Origin of the sequence: Flavobacterium ginsenosidimutans (assembly GCF_037478105.1) — a bacterium.
GTDB classification, from domain to species: domain Bacteria; phylum Bacteroidota; class Bacteroidia; order Flavobacteriales; family Flavobacteriaceae; genus Flavobacterium; species Flavobacterium ginsenosidimutans.
In genome coordinates this window covers 2236597-2255471 of the sequence record NZ_CP147988.1, presented here as the reverse complement: position 1 = coordinate 2255471, position 18875 = coordinate 2236597, and the positions used below count along the sequence as shown (strand labels likewise).

The window sequence follows — 18875 nt, the reverse complement described above, 5'->3', positions numbered from 1 at the left end:
AGTGTTTCACGTAGGACGTTCAAAAAATCAATTTATGCTCGCTTTGAACATTTTTAGTTCATCCCAGGTGAATTCGTCGCCGTGTTTTTCTTTTAAACCGCTCAAAGATTCTTCTTGATAAAATTGAAAAGCTTCACGCAAGGCCAAAATTTTATCATAAGGCAAAACATCGATGATTTCAATTTTCTTCGACTGAATAAGTTTTATCAAATGTCCTTCGATCGTTTGAACATTCAATTTACGCATTCTCGCAATATCTTCAACCGAATTTTTATCCATCCACAAATCATACGTTTCTTCGACTGTCGTTTTTTTAGCCGTTTTAAGCTCACTTTTCTCCGTCTTAGTTGATTTGTATCGAACAACGGGTTCTTCTGTCCTAAAAATGTCCGTATTTGTCGTTTTCAGCTCTTCTCGAATCCTTTCTGCTTTGTTCGTTTTGTAATTTTTAATATTTGGCGACGTTAGTTTTTCTTTACTGATTTCTTCGCCGGCCACAACCACTTCGATCAATAACTTGGCTTTCATCAATCTCAAAACCGCCTTGGTCTGAAGATCTTCCAAAAAGTTAAGCTCTTCGTAGAACTCTTTTACTTTTTTAAATTTTTGAATTTCACCCATTTTGTAAATCAGATCATCCACCAATTTGTCCATTGGCTTGAAAAAATAATCGTAGGCCGCATCTACCCTTTCTTTCACAAAAAACAAATCGACCGTTTCTTTGATGAAAATTTTATTGAGTTGCGAAATGAATTTCTGCGAAGGATCTAAAAGCTGTTCCATGATTTCCATTCGCTTATGCGCCCAAACCGAATGTTTCGTTTTCTCCGAACCAGCCGCATTTTCGTTATAACTGAAACGATGATTTCGCCATTCTTGCGCCAATTCTCCCCAATTAAAACTGTTTATCAAATAGTTGTGAATAAAATTTTTGGTTTCGAAGTGAAGCGCTTTCTCCAAAGTTTCTTCCGTTGCCCTATTCAAAGCGTAATCCATCACATCTTGGTCGTTCGAAATGCCATTCATCTGCATCGGAGAAAGCAAAATAAGCCCGTCTAACGAACGCAAACGCGAAAGTGCTACATAGGCTTGCCCCGGAAGAAAAACTTGCGATACATCGAGCGCTGCTTTGTCAAAAGTTAAACCTTGGCTTTTGTGCACTGTAATCGCCCACGCCAGCTTGATTGGATAATGTGCAAAAGTTCCCAAAACTTCTTCTTCGATATCTTTGGTTTGTTCGTTGACTTTGTAACGGATATTTTTCCATTCGTACTTTTCCACTTCGAGTGTCATGTTCTCTTCTGGAAAGTGAACAAAGATTTCTTCATCAGAAAGTGATTTGATCACTCCCATTTTTCCGTTGAAATATCTCTTTTCAAAAGACAAGTCATTTTTGACGAACATGATTTGTGCGCCGACTTTCAATTTCAATTCTTCTTCGACAGGAAATATCTTTTCTGGAAAATCTCCCACAACAAATGGCGTGTAGATATATTCTTTTCCATCTAAATCATTGATAGACTGCGAGTTGATAGAATCTGCTTTAGCATTATGCGTTGTCAACGTGATATAACCTTTGTTCTCTTTGAAGTCAAAATCAGGCTTAACATACTGATTTAGAATGGCTATGTCTTCTGGAGTGATTTGGTTATTTCTCAAATTGTTCAAAACCGAGATAAAAGCATCGTCGGTCTGGCGATAGATTTTTGACAATTCGATATAAATTGGCGGATACGTTTGCAGCACATGAGAATGGAAAAAGAACTTCCCACGGTAATAGTTTTTCAGCGTTCGCCATTCTTCATCGCGAATCACTGGCGGCAATTGTAACAAATCTCCAATAAACAAAACTTGAACTCCACCAAACGGATGAGTGTTTCTTCGAACGGTCTGCATCATGAAATCTACCGCGTCCAACAAATCGGCGCGCATCATACTCACTTCATCAATCACAAGAAGCTCCATGTTTTTAATTACATTTCGCTTAACATTATTCATTTTGAAATGGCGACGAAGTGATTCTTTGTTTTCAAACTTTACCGTTTCTGTAAATTGCGCGCTCACATCATACGATGGAATAAATGCAGAAAACGGAAGTTGAAACATGGAATGAATGGTTACGCCACCAGCATTCAAAGCGGCGATTCCGGTTGGTGCAACAACAACAGTATTTTTGTGAGTTGTCGCGATGATTTCTCGCAAAAGCGTAGTTTTTCCCGTACCTGCTTTTCCCGTAAGGAAAATAGATTTTTGAGTCTGATTGATGAATTGTAAAGTGTAAGCTGCCGCTTCTGAAACGTTCTGCATTGGGCTTGTATTAGAAAATAAAATTACCGCATTTTTATAAAAAGAAAAAACCTAAATCTTAGTGGATTTAGGTTTTCAGTAATTTAGTTAGTTTGGTAGTTTTATTTTTTTGCTTCGCCTTCTTTTGTTTCAGCTGCTGGTTTTGCATCTGTTTTTGGCTCTGCTTTGTATTTATCATTTAAAGCTTTGATAATTTCTTTTGTGATATCGTATTTCTCTTCAGCATACAAAATTGTTGCAGCATCTCCAGTTCCGTAGATGTAAGAGTAACCGTTTTTCTTTCCGTAATCTTTAATGAATTTTTTAACTCCACTAACAAGAGAATCCATTTCAACACCACTTTCTTGTTGCAATTGTTGTGCTAATGCTTGTTGAGCATAACCTAATTGCTGCTCTCTCTTTTGCAATTCAGCTCCTCTTTGCTGTGCCCAAGCTTGACCGTTTGCTTGTGCCTGGCTTTGAAAATTAGCCGCGTCTTGTTTAAAACGTGAAATCTCAGCTTGTAATTGTCTACCTTTTTCTTCCGCTTGAGCTTTGTACTTTGCCTCTAAATCTTTTGCTTCAGTGTATTCTTTCATCAAAACCGAAGTATCCACGTAAGCTGTTTTTACTTCCTTTACCTCTGCTGTTTTATTACAAGAAACTGCGAAAACTGAAAGTGCGATAATAACTAATGCTTTTTTCATTTTTTTTAAATTCTATTTTTTAAGTATTAGAGACAAAAATATAAAAAAATCAATAGCATCAGCATAAAGTTTAAAAAATGCGTAAATTTTATGATATTGTTTTTATTTATAGAAAAAATAATAACAATAATCCAACGCTATTACTTAAATAAGGCTCATTTTTGCGCTTTTTTCAAAACTAAAAAAGCCATTTCATCTCAAGAAGACAAAATGGCTTTTTAGGCATGTTTTTATACTATTTGTTTTTTAAAACATAAATATGCGATGAATACTCTTTTGAGCTTTTCGCTTTCCAATTTGATTTCAAACCAACGAAAAAAGCTTTAATATAATTCATCTTTCCTGTTTTGTATTTTTCGGACAAAAGGCTCACATAAAACGAATCGAATTTCATGGGAAGGATTTTTTCCAATTTCATATCAACTCTTTCAAAAAGCACTTGAATTGATTTTTTCGAAAAATGCCAAAAGTGAATTGGCACATCGTAAGCTGCCCAAAAAGTTTGATAATGATTTGCATCAAACGATTTATAGTTTGGAACCGCAACAATTAAAGTTCCAGTTGGTTTTAATAAACGCTTCAATTCTTGGATCTGAAGTTCTAAATCTGGAACGTGTTCTAAAACGTGCCACATGGTAATTACATCCAGAGAATGATTTTCTAAAGTGCTAATTTCTTCTACAAATGAAATTCCCTTTTCTTTAGCAATGTTTTTAGCACGATCGCTCGGTTCTACTCCAATCGTCTCCCAACCGTCATTTTTTGCTGTTAAAAGAAAATCTCCTGTTCCAGCACCAATATCCAAAATTTTACCTTTTTGCAGTTGTTGGCTATTGATTAAATTTAATTTATTCTTAAGCGCAATATTTTTTACAAAGTGATATGCTTTTTCAAATAAAGAACGTTTGTTATCTGTATGCGAAATATAATCTTCGCTTTCGTAATATTTACCCAAATTTTGAAGTTCGGGCTGTGGAGAAGTAATTAGCATATCTAATTCTTCATCGTAATACAAATCAAAAATTTCTTTTGAAACAGAATGGTCTTTTACCGTAAGAAAGTGTTTTTTGTTTAAAACGTTCATTTTTTAATTTTATAGATATTGGGTTTAATTTATAGCAAATCCTAAAAACGATAAAAATTCGTTTTTAGGATTTTTTGTCTTTTTGTTTTTTTAATTCTTCTTTAGATTTCTTTCCGCATTTTTATAATTCAATATAACTGTAAAAGTACTTTTAATGAAATATTACTTTACGAAAATCTTCAAAAGGTTTCACGTGGAACAGCTACAATTTTAGATTTCTGACTTTAGATTTTAGATTTATAATGGATTCTGAAAATCAAAAACGAAAAATAGTTTCACGTGGAACATTTAATAGTTTTCAGTCGCGGTTTTCAGTCGCAGTAAAAACTGGAAACTAAAAACTGTGACTGCGAACTTCTTTATCTTCCCATATAAATCAAAAGCACAGAAATATCACTTGGTGATACTCCGCTTATTCTTGAAGCTTGCGAAATAGTTACCGGACGAATCTTACTTAATTTCTGTTTTGCTTCAATAGACATTGATTTGATTTTATTATAATCGAAATTTTCTGGAATTTTCACTTCTTCCAAACGATTTAGCTTATCTGCATTATTTCTCTCTTTTTCGATATAACCAGAATATTTTACCTGAATTACGGCTTGTTCTACAATTTCTTCATCCAGATTATTTTCTTCGATATAAGCCGAAACTTTTTCAAATTTCAACATATCTTCTAATTCAATTTGTGGACGAGAGAAAATCTTAAACATTTTATCTCCTTGTGAAATTGGTGCTGATTCTTTGGCTTCCAAAATTGGATTTGTTTCTGCAATCGTAACACTAGTTTCTTTGAAGAACTGAACCATCTTTTCAGATTCATTTAATTTCTTTTCCATTCTTCGTAAACGATCTTCAGAAGCTAAACCAATTTCGTATGACATTGGAGTCAATCTGAAATCGGCATTATCTTGACGCAACAATGTTCTATATTCTGCTCTCGATGTAAACATACGATATGGTTCTTCTGTTCCTTTCGTAATCAAGTCATCAATTAGAACTCCGATGTATGCTTCATCACGTTTTAAAATCAACGGATCTTTTTCGTGCACTTTCAAGTGTGCATTTATTCCAGCCATCAAACCTTGAGAAGCTGCTTCTTCATATCCAGTCGTTCCATTAATTTGTCCAGCGAAATATAATCCTTCAACTAACTTCGTTTCTAAAGTATGTTTCAATTGTGTTGGCGGAAAGAAATCATATTCGATAGCATAACCAGGTCTGAAGAATTTTACATTTTCAAAACCTGCAACAGAACGAAGCGCTTTAAATTGAATATCTTCTGGAAGTGAAGTTGAAAATCCGTTTACGTAAACTTCGCAAGTATTCCATCCTTCTGGCTCAACAAATAATTGATGACGTTCTTTATCTGCAAAACGATTTATTTTATCTTCAATCGACGGACAATATCTTGGTCCTAAACTTTTGATTCTTCCGTTGAACATTGGAGAACGATCAAAACCTTCTCTCAAAATATCATGAACATTCAACGAAGTGTATGTCATGTAACAAGAACGCTGATGCGTTAATGGAGCGGTCACATCTGAATAAGAAAACTTGGCTGGCTTTGCATCTCCTTTTTCTTCATTCATTTTAGAATAATCTAAAGAACGTCCATCTACTCGAGGTGGCGTTCCTGTTTTCATTCTTCCAGCTTCAAAACCAACTTTGATCAAATCTTCGGTAATTCCGGTTGCAGCACTTTCTCCTGCTCTTCCTCCTCCGAATTGTTTTTCTCCAATATGAATTAAACCGTTCAAAAAAGTACCATTTGTCAAAACGACAGATTTGGAACGAATCTCCACACCAAGTGAAGTTCTAATTCCTTTTATCTTTCCATCTTCGATTATCAACCCTTTTACCATCTCTTGATAAAAATCAAGATTTGGAGTCGCCTCCAACATCATTCTCCATTCTTCTGCAAAACGCATTCTATCACTTTGAACTCTTGGCGACCACATTGCAGGTCCTTTTGATTTGTTCAGCATCTTGAACTGGATCGCAGTTTTATCTGAAACAATTCCTGAATATCCGCCAAGCGCATCAATTTCTCGAACAATCTGTCCTTTTGCAATTCCTCCCATCGCAGGATTACAAGACATCTGTGCTATGTTTTGCAAACTCATTGTAACCAATAAAGTTTTTGATCCCAAATTTGCAGCCGCAGCCGCAGCTTCAGAACCAGCATGGCCTGCACCAACCACAATAACATCGTATTCTTCTAAAAACATTTTGTTTTATTATTCTCCAAAAACCGTATAAGCGGTTTCTAGAATTACTTTTATATTTTTTCTTGTTCCACGTGGAACGTATTTTTTTTTTTGTTTCAGGTTTAAAGTTTCAAGTTCAAACTCAATCTTCAAATTAAATCATCAAAAGTGTTTCACGTGAAACATCTTCAAACTTTCAATTAGAACTTTCAATTAGAACTTTCAAACAGAACTTTCAAACAGAACTTTCAAACAGAACTTTTAAACAGAACTTTTAAACAGAACTTTTAAACAGAACTTTTAAACAGAACTTTTAAACAGAACTTTCAAATCAGAACTTTCAAATCAGAACTTTCAAATCAGAACTTTCAAATCAGAACTTTCAAATCAGAACTCTCAAAGCAGAACTTTCAAAGCAGAACATCCGAAAGAAATGTTTCACGTGAAACATTTCTAAACTTCCATTCCAAACTTCCAAAGAATATTTTTAAACCATGTTCCACGTGAAACATCTTTTTTCTCTTTAAAATTCAAACTTAAAAATCGTTCCACGTGGAACGATTTAATCTTTTATCCGAATTATTCGCTTCAACGTTCCACGTGGAACGTTATAAAATTCTTTTATTCTACTTAAATATGTTTCACGTGGAACGTTTAAAAATCAAAAAAACAAAATGTTTCACGTGGAACATATATTTTAAAAGAGATATAATTACTGTTCCACGTGAAACATCTTCATCTTCTCTTCTTCCTTTCCTCTCATTAATTGAGCATCTTCATCTGTCTTATCCTTGTATCCACAATAATGAAGTATACCATGAGACAGTACTCTTTTTAGTTCTTCAGCAAATGAAACATTGAAGTCTTTTGCATTGTCTGCAACTCGTTCTATAGATACAAAAATATCTCCATTTAACTCGTTACCAACTGTATAATCAAAACTAATTATATCTGTAAGTGTGTCGTGATCTAGATATTCAACGTTGATCTTATGAAGATATTCATCGTCACAAAATATATAATTGATCTCTCCTTCAATCTTGTTCTCAGAAACAATTACTGCACTTAACCAGTCGCTAAAAGCCTGCTCGTCTCCTAAAGTAAAATCAGTTTCGTAATTAAAATTTATCATTTTGTATTAAAGTATTCTTGAACTTTTTGATTAAAATTCGAGCGCAAAGGTAGTGATTGTCTGTTTAATATCTCAACGCTGTTTAAATATTCCAATAATGAACTTGGTAAAGCATTCGAACGATTTGTAAATTCAGCCTTATTTGTTTCAGATTGTCTTTGTGTATCTTGCCCTTGTTGCTGAACTGCATTGTTTAATTTCCATAATTCTTGTTGGATGTTTAGTATACGTTGCAAGTTCTCATTCTTAAAACCTTTATTTAAAATTTGTTTTTCAGATTGCTTCATTTGATCTATCACAGATTTACCTTGAGAGTCTAAACCTTTCTTTGCTAATTCTTTTTGTAATGCTTCTCTAAGTTTAACTTGCACTTTATAAATTTCCATAATAGCTTCTGCATCTCCTTCACCATCTTCTCCTTCATTACCATTCTTCTCTCCTTTTCCATTCTTTCCATCTTTACCAGAAGAACCTTTATCACCACTTTTATTTCCTTGGCCTTCCTTACCTTGACCATCTTTACCCTGCCCGCTTTGTCCTTGTCCAGACTTTCCATCTTTACCTTCACCAGGTTTATCTCCCTGTTGTTGTCCTGACTTCATTCCTTCTTTCATCTTATCGGCTAGACCTTTTTGTTTCTGAATAATATCTGGCAATTGCATTCCAGGTCCGTCACCAGGTTTTGGTTTTCCAGCTCCTGGTTTAGGCATAGACATCTGCATATTGTTCAATAGATCGCTCAAGAAATCCGCTAACTTATTAGCAGATGAAACAGCATATTGTTGGTGTGAAACTCCTCTAGGAATTTGAACATCAGTTAAAGTTTCAATCGCTTTATCCATGTTGTATTGTACATTTCCAATTTCTTTAGTTACGTCTTCTGCTACCTTTGGGTTACGTAATGAAAGTGCAAACAAACTATCATCAACATGTCTAAACTGTTGTTTTAAATTCTGCTGAATCTTGATGTTCTTTGTAAATGTAGATGAACCTAATTTCATTGCCTTGAACTGTTTCATCACATCTTCTTGTGATAAAGAATAAGCTAAAAGATTGTCTAGAATCTGACGAAGCATTGCTACATCTTCTTCTAATTGTTCTTGTTCTCCACCTTCCATTTCGCTCTGCATTTCCTGAGCCATAGACTTCATTTTCTTTGCAGCACTTTTCTGTTTTGGCTTAGCACCAGAAGTATTCTTTTTGCTTAATTCTTCAGAAGCTTTATTAAGATCATTGTCTACATCTTTCTCTTTAGAAGCATCAGATGGAATGTCTAAAGGTTTCTTTAAAGTCTTATTTTCTTCTTTCAAATCTTTTAAATCTTCTTGAATTTTTTCAAAAGATTTATTGATTTCATCTTGCTTCTCTTTCGTATTTTCTTTCTCTTTATTAGATAACTGTTCCTGTTGTTCTGAGAGTTTATTTAGTTTCTCAGCAACTTGTTCTGCTTTTTTAGAAACATAAAAACGCTTGGTCAACTCAACCAATTGCTCTAAATTACGAGATTGGTTTTTACTGATTTGTTTGAACTTTTCCATTTTATCAAACAGTTCTTCACTGTTTAATTTATCATTCAAGTTCTTTAATTCGTCTAATAATTTCTGATTCTTTTCTAAATCTTTCTGTGCATTATCCAAACGCTTCTGTAAATCTTCAGCAGTTTTATCCTTCTTATCATCTTTGAATTTATCTAAATTCTGATTCATTTTCTCAGAAAACTGTTTCATCATTTCGTCTTGTTGTTTCTGACGTTTGATAAAATCATTGATCTTCTGCTGATCTTTAAACTCTAAATTATCTTTTTCTTTTCCGGTATTTTGAAGCTTATCCATTTCTGAAATTTGCTTCGTTTGGTTCTTCAAAGATTTAGATAAACTATTGATATTATTATTCTGCTGTTGTAATTCCTGATCCTGAATTTCATCTGTTGTAGCTACACGATCTGAAAACGTAGAAGACTTTGTAGACTTAAATCCGTGTGGAGCATCGTTATCAAAAACTTCAAAATAGTATTCGTAAGACACGCCTTCTTCAACTGGAAGATTACTTGGAAAATTAAAAACAAACTGATCGAATACTCCAGACTTCACAGGAATATTTCCACGCTTTGCAGATTGTGGTTTGTTACGTTCGTAGTATACAATTTGTAGCTTTGCTAGTCCGTAATCATCACTCAATCTTCCTAAAATATAGTTCTTATCTAACTTCAAACTGTCTGGCGCAGGCCCCACATTAATGGTTGGATACTGATCTTTGATTACAGACAGCTGATAGTCTAATTTCTCGTAGTATTTAACCTTATCATTAGACGTAAGAATTTGATATTCTGTATTTTGACTTATATTTTTAGCCAATTTAAACTCATTTTCTACCTTATTAAACTTGAAAACTTCATTATCTTTTTTCCATGCTACTTCTTGTGTAGATTTAGTATTAATTTTCCAAGTTACAGTTGTTCCTTCTGGTACAATTGCGTTTCCAGTTCCTTGAATTGTCTCTGATTTTTTCTTTAGATAAGAAGGAAAATTCAAGACCATTTCGAAGTTTGCAATTGATGGAACTGTGATTACTTTCAATTCGTATTCCTCAGAAATAACCGAATTTCCTTCAAAAGAAAATTGAATATTTTCTGCTGGTTTCTCTACTTTAAATTCAAACTTTCCAGGTTGAGAAGACTCCATAAAATAGCTTTCGTCACCAATATGAATCATCACATTTTCTGGAACTACATTCCCAACAGATTCCATTTTGATCACAAAATCTTTATTTTGTTCTGCCTGTAAATTCGAATTCAATACCACAAATTTGAAAGGAGCTGGCGGTAAAAATGCAGAATTGAAATGCACTACTCTATTCAAACTTTGAGAAATTACATTACTATTTCCAGAAATATAAAACACTGCAAAAAGTAAAATTGGTACTAAAGCTAATGGCAAATATTTTTTGTTAGCTTTAAAATTGATTGCATTTCCAAATGGAATTGGCTGAAGCGAATTTGCTTTTTGCTCGATTGAAGCTAAAACTAATTCAGAACTTTCAGCATTATTTTCAGAAGACAATTGTAAAAAGTTCGTCAGCTTATCACTCACTTCTGTGAAATGATTTCCGATAATTTTTGAAGCTTGAGTATAATCTATTCCCTTTTGAAGTTTGAATAACTTGAACAATGGGAAAAGAATTAAACGGATTAAAAGAAAAACTTCAACTCCAACAAATAACCAAAATAGAAAAGTTCTTCCAAGAGGTTTCAACCAAAGAAAGTATTCTATAAAAAGCGTAAATAGAAAATACAGCAACCCAAAACCTGTAAAAAGTAATATCCCTTTTATCAATTCATTGGTATAATATTTCTTAATGAAAGCCTCTAACTTTTGATATATGGCAGATGATGTTTTCAAAATAAATCTGTTTTAATTATAACCTATAAAAGTAGTAATTATAATAATACCTTTTTAAGATTCTAAGTTACTAAGACGCTAAGGTTCTAAGATTGAAAATCTGAAATCAACATTCTGAAATCTAAAATCATAAAACGTATCTTTGCAACAAAATTTTAAACAAATGTCAAAGCAAGTTCGTGTGCGTTTTGCACCAAGTCCGACTGGACCATTACATATCGGCGGAGTTCGTACTGCCCTATTTAATTATTTATTTGCAAAGAAACATAACGGTGTTTTTTATCTGAGAATTGAAGATACAGATCAGACTCGTTTTGTTCCTGGTGCAGAGGCTTACATTATGGAAGCTCTTGAATGGTTAGGAATTGCTCCTGAAGAAACGGTTGGAAAAAATGAAAAGTTTGGTCCATACAGACAAAGCGAACGTAAAGATTTATACCAACAATATGCTGATCAGTTGATAAATTCTGGTTGGGCTTATTATGCTTTTGATACTCCAGAATCTTTAACTTCATTAAGAAATGAGCATGAAGCTGAAGGAAAAACATTTATTTACAATCACCACAATCGTGAAAAATTAGATACTTCTCTAGTTATTTCTGCAGAAGAAACTGCTAAGAGAATTGCAAATGGAGAGCATTATGTAATCCGTTTTAAAACTCCAGTTGATGAAATTTTACATTTGAAAGATATCATTCGTGGAGATGTGAAGTTTGAAACTAATCTTTTGGATGATAAAGTTTTATTCAAAAGTGACGGAATGCCAACATACCATTTAGCAAATATTGTCGATGATCATTTGATGGAAACGTCACATGTAATTCGTGGTGAAGAATGGCTGCCATCTATGCCACTTCACGTTTTATTATACAAAGCATTTGGTTGGGAAGCTCCAGAATTTGCACATTTACCTTTGATTTTGAAACCAATTGGAAATGGTAAATTATCAAAAAGAGATGGAGACAAAATGGGATTTCCAGTATTTCCATTAGAATGGAAAACTGAAGAAGGCATTTCATCTGGTTACAGAGAAAAAGGATTTTTCCCAGAAGCAGTTGTAAACTTCCTTGCTCTTTTAGGATGGAACGATGGAACTGACAAAGAATTATTTTCGTTAGAAGAATTAGCTGAATCTTTTGACTTGAACAGAGTTCATAAAGCTGGAGCTAAATTTGATCCAGAGAAAAACAAATGGTTCAACCACCAATATTTAGTAAAACAAAATGATGCTGATTTGGCAAAAAGCTTCACTCCTATTTTAGAAGAAAAAGGCTTCTCAACTCCGCTCGAAGTGACAACTCGAATTGTATCACTTATCAAAGAAAGAGCAAACTTTGTTTCTGATTTTTGGGATTTAACAGATTTCTTTTTCCAGGCTCCAACATCATACGATGAAAAAGCAAGTAAAAATTGGAAAGAAGAAACTCCAACTTTAATGCAGGAATTGATTTCAGTTTTAGAAAATATTGAAGATTTTACTTCAGCAAATATTGAAACAATTGTAAAAGATTGGTTAACTAAAAACGAAATCGGAATGGGTAAAGTAATGCAACCTTTCCGTCTAAGTTTGGTTGGAGCTCTTAAAGGTCCTCACCTATTTGACATTGTTGAAATCATTGGAAAAGAAGAAACTATTTCTAGAATTCAGAAAGCAATTTCAAGTTTATAAAAAAAATTACCATTAAGATATTAAGTTAATTAAGCTTTTCTTGATGGTAAAATAGTAAAAGATTTTAGTTCATAAAACTCAGCTTTATTCTCTTGACAAAGCTTGATCTTAATTTTCTTAATGCCTTAATGTTTAAAAAAATAGAAACGCTAAGAAACATCTCAAAAATGTTCTTAGCGTTTTTTTAATGTTTGATAATTTTATTTTAGAAGAATTTTCGTAATTTACCAGAATCATAAATATAAATTAAAAAACCATGAGTACAGCATTAATTATCATTTTAGTATTGGCATTCTTCATTTTTATGTCGTCTTTCTTTACTGTGAAACAGCAATCTTCTGTAATTATTGAACGTTTTGGAAAATTCCAAAGTGTTAGAAATTCAGGATTGCAACTTAAAATTCCAATGGTTGATAGATTGGCCGGAAGAGTAAATCTTAAAATTCAACAGTTAGATGTTATCATCGAAACTAAAACTAGAGACAACGTTTTCATCAAAATGAAAGTTTCAGTTCAGTTTAAAGTGATTCAAGATAAAGTTTACGAAGCATTTTATAAATTAGAATATCCACACGATCAGATTACTTCTTATGTTTTTGACGTGGTTCGTGCCGAAGTTCCAAAATTAAAATTGGATGATGTTTTTGAAAGAAAAGATGATATTGCAGTTGCAGTAAAACGTGAATTGAACGAAGCAATGTCTACTTACGGATATGATATCATTAATACTTTGGTTACAGATATTGATCCAGACATCCAGGTAAAAAATGCAATGAACAGAATCAACGCTGCTGATAGAGAAAAAACTGCAGCTGAATTTGAAGCTGAAAGTTCAAGAATTAGAATTGTTGCAAAAGCAAAAGCTGAAGCAGAAAGTAAACGTTTACAAGGACAAGGTATTGCAGATCAGCGTCGTGAAATTGCAAGAGGTCTTGTAGAAAGTGTTGAAGTTTTGAACAAAGTTGGAATTAATTCTCAAGAAGCTTCTGCCCTAATTGTAGTAACTCAACATTATGATACGTTACAATCTATTGGATCTGATACAAATTCTAACTTGATTCTTCTTCCAAATTCTCCTCAAGCTGGAAGTGATATGTTGAATAATATGGTTGCTTCATTTTCAGCTTCAAACCAAGTTGGCGAAATGATGAAAAAGAATACCAAAAAGATTGAAAAACAAAAACCAACTCAACATCAATCTGGTTACGAAGACGACATTCAACCAGATGTTCAGCAATAAATTGAAAAATAAAAAAGAGGCTTAATCGCCTCTTTTTTTATTCATAAACCAACCAATCACATAAGGTAAAATTGATTGAATAATTTTTAGATAAGAATTTGAAAAGTATTCAGTGTAAGATGAAACAAAACCATTTACAATATTTTGCGGTGTGATACTTTCCTTAGTTTTCTGAAAACTTAAAACCAATTTCTGATAATTGATTTCTTTCTCCAATTTCAAAATTTCTAGATCTCTTTCAATCTCAGCATACGAAGAGTATTTTTTTCTTTCCATAATTAATCATTAAAAAAGATTTCAGAAAATTTCTCCAAAATTGGTCCTTCCACCATTTTGTCTTTTATGAAGAAAAGTAAAATAGTTATAACTAAATAGATTCCTCCTACTGTCAAAAATCCGAGAGCATTACTTTCAAACAAAGAACCAAAAGCATACGCTGCGGCAAAAGATCCAAAAATCATAACCATACTGAAACATAACAAAATCAAAGTAAACTTAAAGATCAAAGTTGTCGATTTCATTGCAACCTTAAAGCCCCAAAGTTTATAATAAGCTAAATGACTTTCAATATATTCTTTAGCCTGATCTTGAACTTTTTCAGTGTTTTCTTTTAATTCTTCAAAAGCCATAATTATAATTTTAAATAAAAAAAGCACAAAACTTCCTTATAAAAATAGGCAAGTAATGTGCTTTATAAAAATATTATTTCTGAAGTTTAGCGTTCTGTGCTTTTAACTCAGCTAATTTAGTTTCCAAAAAAGTAATTACTTCTTCTGTTTTATGACTAACATTTGAAAGTAAATCATTTAATGTTCCGTCAAGATTTTGAGTTGCACTTGTAAATCTTTCACGTAAGACTTCAGAACTAGCATCAAAAGAATCTTTAATATTATGTTTAGCATCATCTAAACCTTCTTTGATTTTTGCTCGAGTTTTAGATCCTTTATCTGGAGCAAATAAAATTCCGATAGCCGCTCCTGCAGCTGCTGCAGCCAAAATTGCTGCGGCTGTATTTAAGTTCTTAGACATGATATTACAATTTTAAATTATTACTTAAAGATACTCTTTTTTGAACTTATAATTTTCTGATTAATTGTAATTTACAAAAAATTAACAATCTAATTAATACACATAAGTTGTAGCTTCATATTTACCATCTTTTTCAGTTATGCTTACAAATGGAGAACCATTTGAAGCCGACTTACTTTTAATTCTCATGGCAGTTTGGTTTTGATTTGCAATAGGCGGTTCACCTTTTGTCTTGGTCGAGACTCCAGTAAAAGTTCCAGTCTGCTTCAGTCCTACTGTCTTTTCTTGTGGTAAAACTGTAACCATTTTGTAATCATCTTTTGAATCTACAATTATTCTATCAGAAATTTTTTGAGTTTGTTTTGTTTGTTTATTTGTGATAGATGAAACGGCATGTTTACTAATTTTAATTTCTTCAGAACTTCCGTTTACTGAATAATAAATTAAACCATTTTCATTTTTAATAAAATTTACATCAAGTTGTTCTCCATTATGTTTTGTAATTTGATGTGTTTGTGAAATTGCAACATTTGCAAATAATAACGCTAGCGTAAAATATAAAATTTTCATGATAATTAGATTTAAATTAAAAATTGTCAGACTTGAAATTTAAAAACTAAACTTTCACACAAATTCAACATTATGGAATTTTGTACATTACAATACAAATTGAAAAATATCTTTTACGCGAAATATTATCAAAATTACATCATAATAAAAATGAGAACATAAAATTGTCTTTTTGGGAAATCAGTTTTGATAATCTACTGTCATAAAAATTACGAGTTTTTAAAAACAATAAATCTCAGCTTAGATTCTTTACGGCAAATTTTAATTTTTTACAAAAATCATCTCTGACTTTTGATATTGAGTTAAAAATAGCAGTTTTATAAACAATTGTGTGTTAACAAGCAGTTAAACTGACTAAAATAACATCAAAAACTAAAATAAAAGCCATAAATAAATAATAATTCAAAAAATGAGTTATCTATCAATTAAGTTTAAAAAACGTCTTAAAATCGATTTATGGAGGTTGATTTTAATCTATAAAAACTATTACTTTTAATTTTTAAATCAATTTTATAAATAATAATAATAAATACAGTATTATTAAAAAAATAATAGTTAAAACTTATAATTATAAAATTGAAATTCAAAACTTAAAAAATAAGAAAAAACTTTAATTTTATTCTTGAGAAGAAAATTGAAATTTAAAACATCTAAATTTTCAAAAAAAGAGTTTTGTTAAATGAAATAAAAATGTGTCTTCAGGATTTAGCTAGTTTTTACTTTCATCTTCAAATATTTTTTGAAATTTATTATCATATATAAAATAAATTAAAAATTACATTATAATAGATTTAATAAATAATAAACATAAATAATTAAATTTTAAAATTAAAATAGTTAAAATCTATTTTTATAAGTTTTAAAGTAAAAATGAAAATTAAAAAACTAAAAATTTAAAATAAGAAGTTATAATGAATGAAAATTTAAAAAACATCTTCTTTACTCAACCATTTTTTATTTTAGCTTAAAGATAATTTATGAAGGTCATTTTTAATCTATAAAATAAATTAAAAATATAAAAATAATAGATTTTATTAATAATAAATATAAGTAATAATAAATATAAAATTATATCAATATAATTTATTAATAAAAATTTTATGGCAAAATTTGGAGATAAAAGAGGGTAAAATTAAAATAAAGGCTTCTAATAATCTTAAATCTAAAAAATGAATTCCTTATCCAACAAAATTTTATTTTCTATTAAAATCAATTTATGAAAGCCACTTTTAATCTATAAAAATTATAAATTTTATAATTTCAATAGTAAATCTATATAATAAAAAAAAGCGCTTATAAAAGCGCTTTTCATAAATTTAGCTGATATTACTTCTTCACCATTTCAGAAAGAATTTCAATTTCTCTTTCAGAAGCATTTTTTGGTGGATTTGAATATAATTTCAAAATTTCATCATCAAATTGATTTTTGAAACTTTCACTTTCAATATCTCTTATATTCAAAAGTGCTTTTGATCTTACATAAGTCGATTCACTTTTTAATGACATTGAATATAATTTCTTAATATCTTCTTCCTCAAAATCAGTTGATTTCCAATTTGAATATTTCAAAATAAATTGAGAAAATAACAATGAAGCCTTATTATTGTTGATATTCTTCTTTAATGAATGTTGTAAAAGTGAAAAACTAGAAACATTTTTGATGTTCTCCCCTATTGCACTTTCAATTGCAATTCGTTCTGGTTTAGTTTCAACTTTAAAATATTTGTTGATTTCTTTTAAAGAATTATTGATGCTGTTTTCTTCTTTTTTACCCTTTTCTTCCCAGGCATCTTTCAATCCAACAGTTTTGTTAAATACTAATTTTGAAGCAGTTGAGTCTTTATCAACAGTAAAATAACCTAAACGTTGAAACTGAAATTTATCTTCATTTTGAACTGTTGATAAACTTGGTTCAACAAATCCGGTTACAATTTCTAATGAATTTGGATTGACAAAATCTAAGAAATTTTTGTCTTTATAACTGTCTGGAGCTTCATCTGTAAACAAACGATCGTACAAACGAACTTCTGCTTCCAATGCATGTTTGATAGAAACCCAATGTAATGTTCCAGATACTTTTCTTTGGCTTGCTTCTGTTCCGCTTCCGCTTAAAGAATCAGTATCATATGTTACATGAATTTCTGTAATATTTCCTTCGGAATCTTTTACAACTGATTCTCCTTTAATGATATAAGCATTCTTAAGACGAACTTCTTTTCCTAAAGTCAAACGGAAATATTTAGCTGGAGCTTCTTCTAAAAAATCCTCTCTTTCAATGTATAATTCACGAGAAAAAGGCACTTTTCTGAAACCTGCATTTTCATCTTCTTGATTATTTTCAGCTTCCAACCACTCCTCTTTTTCTTCTGGATAATTTGTAATTACCAATTTTACAGGATCTAAAACAGCCATTACGCGAGGTGCAATTTTGTTCAAATCTTCACGAATACAAAATTCTAAAACCGATACATTAATCAAATTATCACGTTTTGCAATACCAATTGTATTAGCAAAATTACGTAAAGAAGCAGCTGTATAACCACGTCTTCTTAATCCAGAAATGGTTGACATTCTTGGATCATCCCAACCGTTAACATGCTTTTCCTTAACTAGTTGCTGTAATTTTCTTTTACTAACAACAGTATGCGATAAGTTACGTCTTGCGAATTCTCTTTGCTTTGGACGCAGTTTATTATCATCAAAAATCTGATCTAAAAACCAATCATATAATTCACGGTGAGGCAAGAATTCTAATGTACAAAATGAGTGAGAAATCTGCTCTAAATAATCACTTTGTCCGTGTGCCCAATCGTACATTGGATATATTTTCCAGGCATCTCCAGTTCTATGGTGTTCTTTATGTAAAATTCGGTACATAATTGGATCACGCATTAACATGTTTGTTGATTTCATGTCAATTTTAGCACGAAGAATATGTGTACCAGCCTCAAATTCACCATTTTTCATTCTTTCGAATAAATCTAAATTTTCTTCAACAGAACGATTTCTAAATGGAGAATCGGTTCCAGTTGTAGATGGAGTTCCTTTTTGAATCGCCATATCTTCAGAAGATTGGCTATCAACATACGCTTTATCTTTTTTAATTAATAAAACTGCCCAATCGTATAATTGTTGGAAATAATCTGATGCATAACATTCTTCTGCCCAAGTATATCCTAACCATTCTACATCTTTTTTAATAGCATCAACAAATTCCTGTTCTTCTTTTTCAGGGTTTGTATCATCAAAACGTAAATTCACAGGAGATTGATAATCAATTCCTAAACCAAAATTTAAAGCAATAGAACTTGCGTGCCCTATGTGTAAATAACCATTAGGTTCTGGTGGAAAACGAAAGCGAAGTTTAGTATTTGAAAGACCTGATTTTACGTCTTCCTCTATGATTTGTTCAATAAAATTGAGTGATTTCTCTTCTGATGCCATTATTTTATAGTAATTTTAGCAAAGATAAAAAAAAGGTTTCAGGTTTCAGGTTTAAAGTTATTTAAGTGGCGCAAAACATGAAACGTTAAACTTAAAATCTTCAATT

13 protein-coding genes are annotated in these 18875 nt (G+C 31.5%); 2 read left to right on the top strand and 11 right to left on the bottom strand.

Translation table 11 applies throughout. The features are described 5' to 3' along the window. Nucleotides 1-27 precede the first annotated feature (27 nt). From V6624_RS10040 to V6624_RS10015, 6 genes are all read right to left on the bottom strand, one after another. Entirely contained in the window at nucleotides 28-2307 is a 2280-nt protein-coding gene (locus tag V6624_RS10040; protein ID WP_338841676.1) for a helix-turn-helix domain-containing protein, read from the bottom strand. 101 nt (nucleotides 2308-2408) lie between these two features. Continuing rightward, nucleotides 2409-2993: an OmpH family outer membrane protein gene (locus tag V6624_RS10035; protein WP_095930173.1), complete on the bottom strand. Its 585-nt coding sequence runs from the start codon at nucleotides 2991-2993 to the stop codon at nucleotides 2409-2411. A 235-nt stretch (nucleotides 2994-3228) separates the two neighbouring features. Next, entirely contained in the window at nucleotides 3229-4077 is an 849-nt protein-coding gene (locus V6624_RS10030; RefSeq protein WP_338841674.1) for a class I SAM-dependent methyltransferase, read from the bottom strand. A gap of 359 nt (nucleotides 4078-4436) precedes the next feature. Continuing rightward, nucleotides 4437-6308 carry a tRNA uridine-5-carboxymethylaminomethyl(34) synthesis enzyme MnmG gene (gene mnmG, locus V6624_RS10025; protein ID WP_338841673.1) on the bottom strand — a complete coding sequence of 624 codons (1872 nt, stop codon included), beginning with the start codon at nucleotides 6306-6308 and terminating at the stop codon, nucleotides 4437-4439. A 691-nt stretch (nucleotides 6309-6999) separates the two neighbouring features. After that, complete coding sequence (gene ybeY, locus V6624_RS10020; protein WP_111284269.1) at nucleotides 7000-7419, bottom strand: rRNA maturation RNase YbeY; 420 nt, start codon at nucleotides 7417-7419, stop codon at nucleotides 7000-7002. Next, on the bottom strand, nucleotides 7416-10817 hold the full coding sequence (locus V6624_RS10015; protein WP_111284271.1) for a DUF4175 family protein: 3402 nt from the start codon (nucleotides 10815-10817) through the stop codon (nucleotides 7416-7418). The genes ybeY and V6624_RS10015 overlap by 4 nt, the downstream gene beginning before the upstream one ends. Nucleotides 10818-10980: 163 nt before the next feature. Between V6624_RS10015 and gltX the strand changes: the two genes are divergently transcribed. Both gltX and V6624_RS10005 read left to right on the top strand, forming a co-directional pair. Further along, nucleotides 10981-12486 carry a glutamate--tRNA ligase gene (gene gltX / locus V6624_RS10010; RefSeq protein WP_111284273.1) on the top strand — a complete coding sequence of 502 codons (1506 nt, stop codon included), beginning with the start codon at nucleotides 10981-10983 and terminating at the stop codon, nucleotides 12484-12486. Between the two features lie 256 nt (nucleotides 12487-12742). Then, on the top strand, nucleotides 12743-13726 hold the full coding sequence (locus tag V6624_RS10005; protein WP_111284275.1) for an SPFH domain-containing protein: 984 nt from the start codon (nucleotides 12743-12745) through the stop codon (nucleotides 13724-13726). Nucleotides 13727-13747: 21 nt separating this feature from the next. On the opposite strand, the gene V6624_RS10000 is transcribed toward V6624_RS10005, so the two are convergent. The 5 genes from V6624_RS10000 to V6624_RS09980 form a co-directional block, all read right to left on the bottom strand. Beyond that, entirely contained in the window at nucleotides 13748-14002 is a 255-nt protein-coding gene (locus V6624_RS10000; RefSeq protein ID WP_111284277.1) for a DUF6327 family protein, read from the bottom strand. A gap of 2 nt (nucleotides 14003-14004) precedes the next feature. Next, nucleotides 14005-14355 (bottom strand): competence protein, encoded by a 351-nt coding sequence (locus tag V6624_RS09995; RefSeq protein ID WP_111284279.1) that lies wholly within the window; start codon nucleotides 14353-14355, stop codon nucleotides 14005-14007. A gap of 73 nt (nucleotides 14356-14428) precedes the next feature. Then, a complete protein-coding gene (locus V6624_RS09990; RefSeq protein WP_111284281.1) occupies nucleotides 14429-14755 on the bottom strand; it encodes a YtxH domain-containing protein in 327 nt (108 codons plus the stop codon). 93 nt (nucleotides 14756-14848) lie between these two features. Beyond that, on the bottom strand, nucleotides 14849-15325 hold the full coding sequence (locus V6624_RS09985; protein ID WP_111284283.1) for a hypothetical protein: 477 nt from the start codon (nucleotides 15323-15325) through the stop codon (nucleotides 14849-14851). A gap of 1326 nt (nucleotides 15326-16651) precedes the next feature. Then, nucleotides 16652-18769 carry a glutamine--tRNA ligase/YqeY domain fusion protein gene (locus V6624_RS09980; protein ID WP_111284285.1) on the bottom strand — a complete coding sequence of 706 codons (2118 nt, stop codon included), beginning with the start codon at nucleotides 18767-18769 and terminating at the stop codon, nucleotides 16652-16654. Nucleotides 18770-18875 lie beyond the last annotated feature (106 nt).

Excerpts from the sequence above, each read along its gene's own strand:
- V6624_RS10040 (WP_338841676.1), bottom strand. The coding sequence starts at position 2,307 with ATGCAGAACGTTTCAGAAGCGGCAGCTTACACTTTACAATTCATCAAT.
- V6624_RS10035 (WP_095930173.1), bottom strand. The coding sequence starts at position 2,993 with ATGAAAAAAGCATTAGTTATTATCGCACTTTCAGTTTTCGCAGTTTCT.
- V6624_RS10030 (WP_338841674.1), bottom strand. The coding sequence starts at position 4,077 with ATGAACGTTTTAAACAAAAAACACTTTCTTACGGTAAAAGACCATTCT.
- mnmG (WP_338841673.1), bottom strand. The coding sequence starts at position 6,308 with ATGTTTTTAGAAGAATACGATGTTATTGTGGTTGGTGCAGGCCATGCT.
- ybeY (WP_111284269.1), bottom strand. The coding sequence starts at position 7,419 with ATGATAAATTTTAATTACGAAACTGATTTTACTTTAGGAGACGAGCAG.
- gltX (WP_111284273.1), top strand. The coding sequence starts at position 10,981 with ATGTCAAAGCAAGTTCGTGTGCGTTTTGCACCAAGTCCGACTGGACCA.
- V6624_RS10005 (WP_111284275.1), top strand. The coding sequence starts at position 12,743 with ATGAGTACAGCATTAATTATCATTTTAGTATTGGCATTCTTCATTTTT.
- V6624_RS10000 (WP_111284277.1), bottom strand. The coding sequence starts at position 14,002 with ATGGAAAGAAAAAAATACTCTTCGTATGCTGAGATTGAAAGAGATCTA.
- V6624_RS09995 (WP_111284279.1), bottom strand. The coding sequence starts at position 14,355 with ATGGCTTTTGAAGAATTAAAAGAAAACACTGAAAAAGTTCAAGATCAG.
- V6624_RS09990 (WP_111284281.1), bottom strand. The coding sequence starts at position 14,755 with ATGTCTAAGAACTTAAATACAGCCGCAGCAATTTTGGCTGCAGCAGCT.
- V6624_RS09985 (WP_111284283.1), bottom strand. The coding sequence starts at position 15,325 with ATGAAAATTTTATATTTTACGCTAGCGTTATTATTTGCAAATGTTGCA.
- V6624_RS09980 (WP_111284285.1), bottom strand. The coding sequence starts at position 18,769 with ATGGCATCAGAAGAGAAATCACTCAATTTTATTGAACAAATCATAGAG.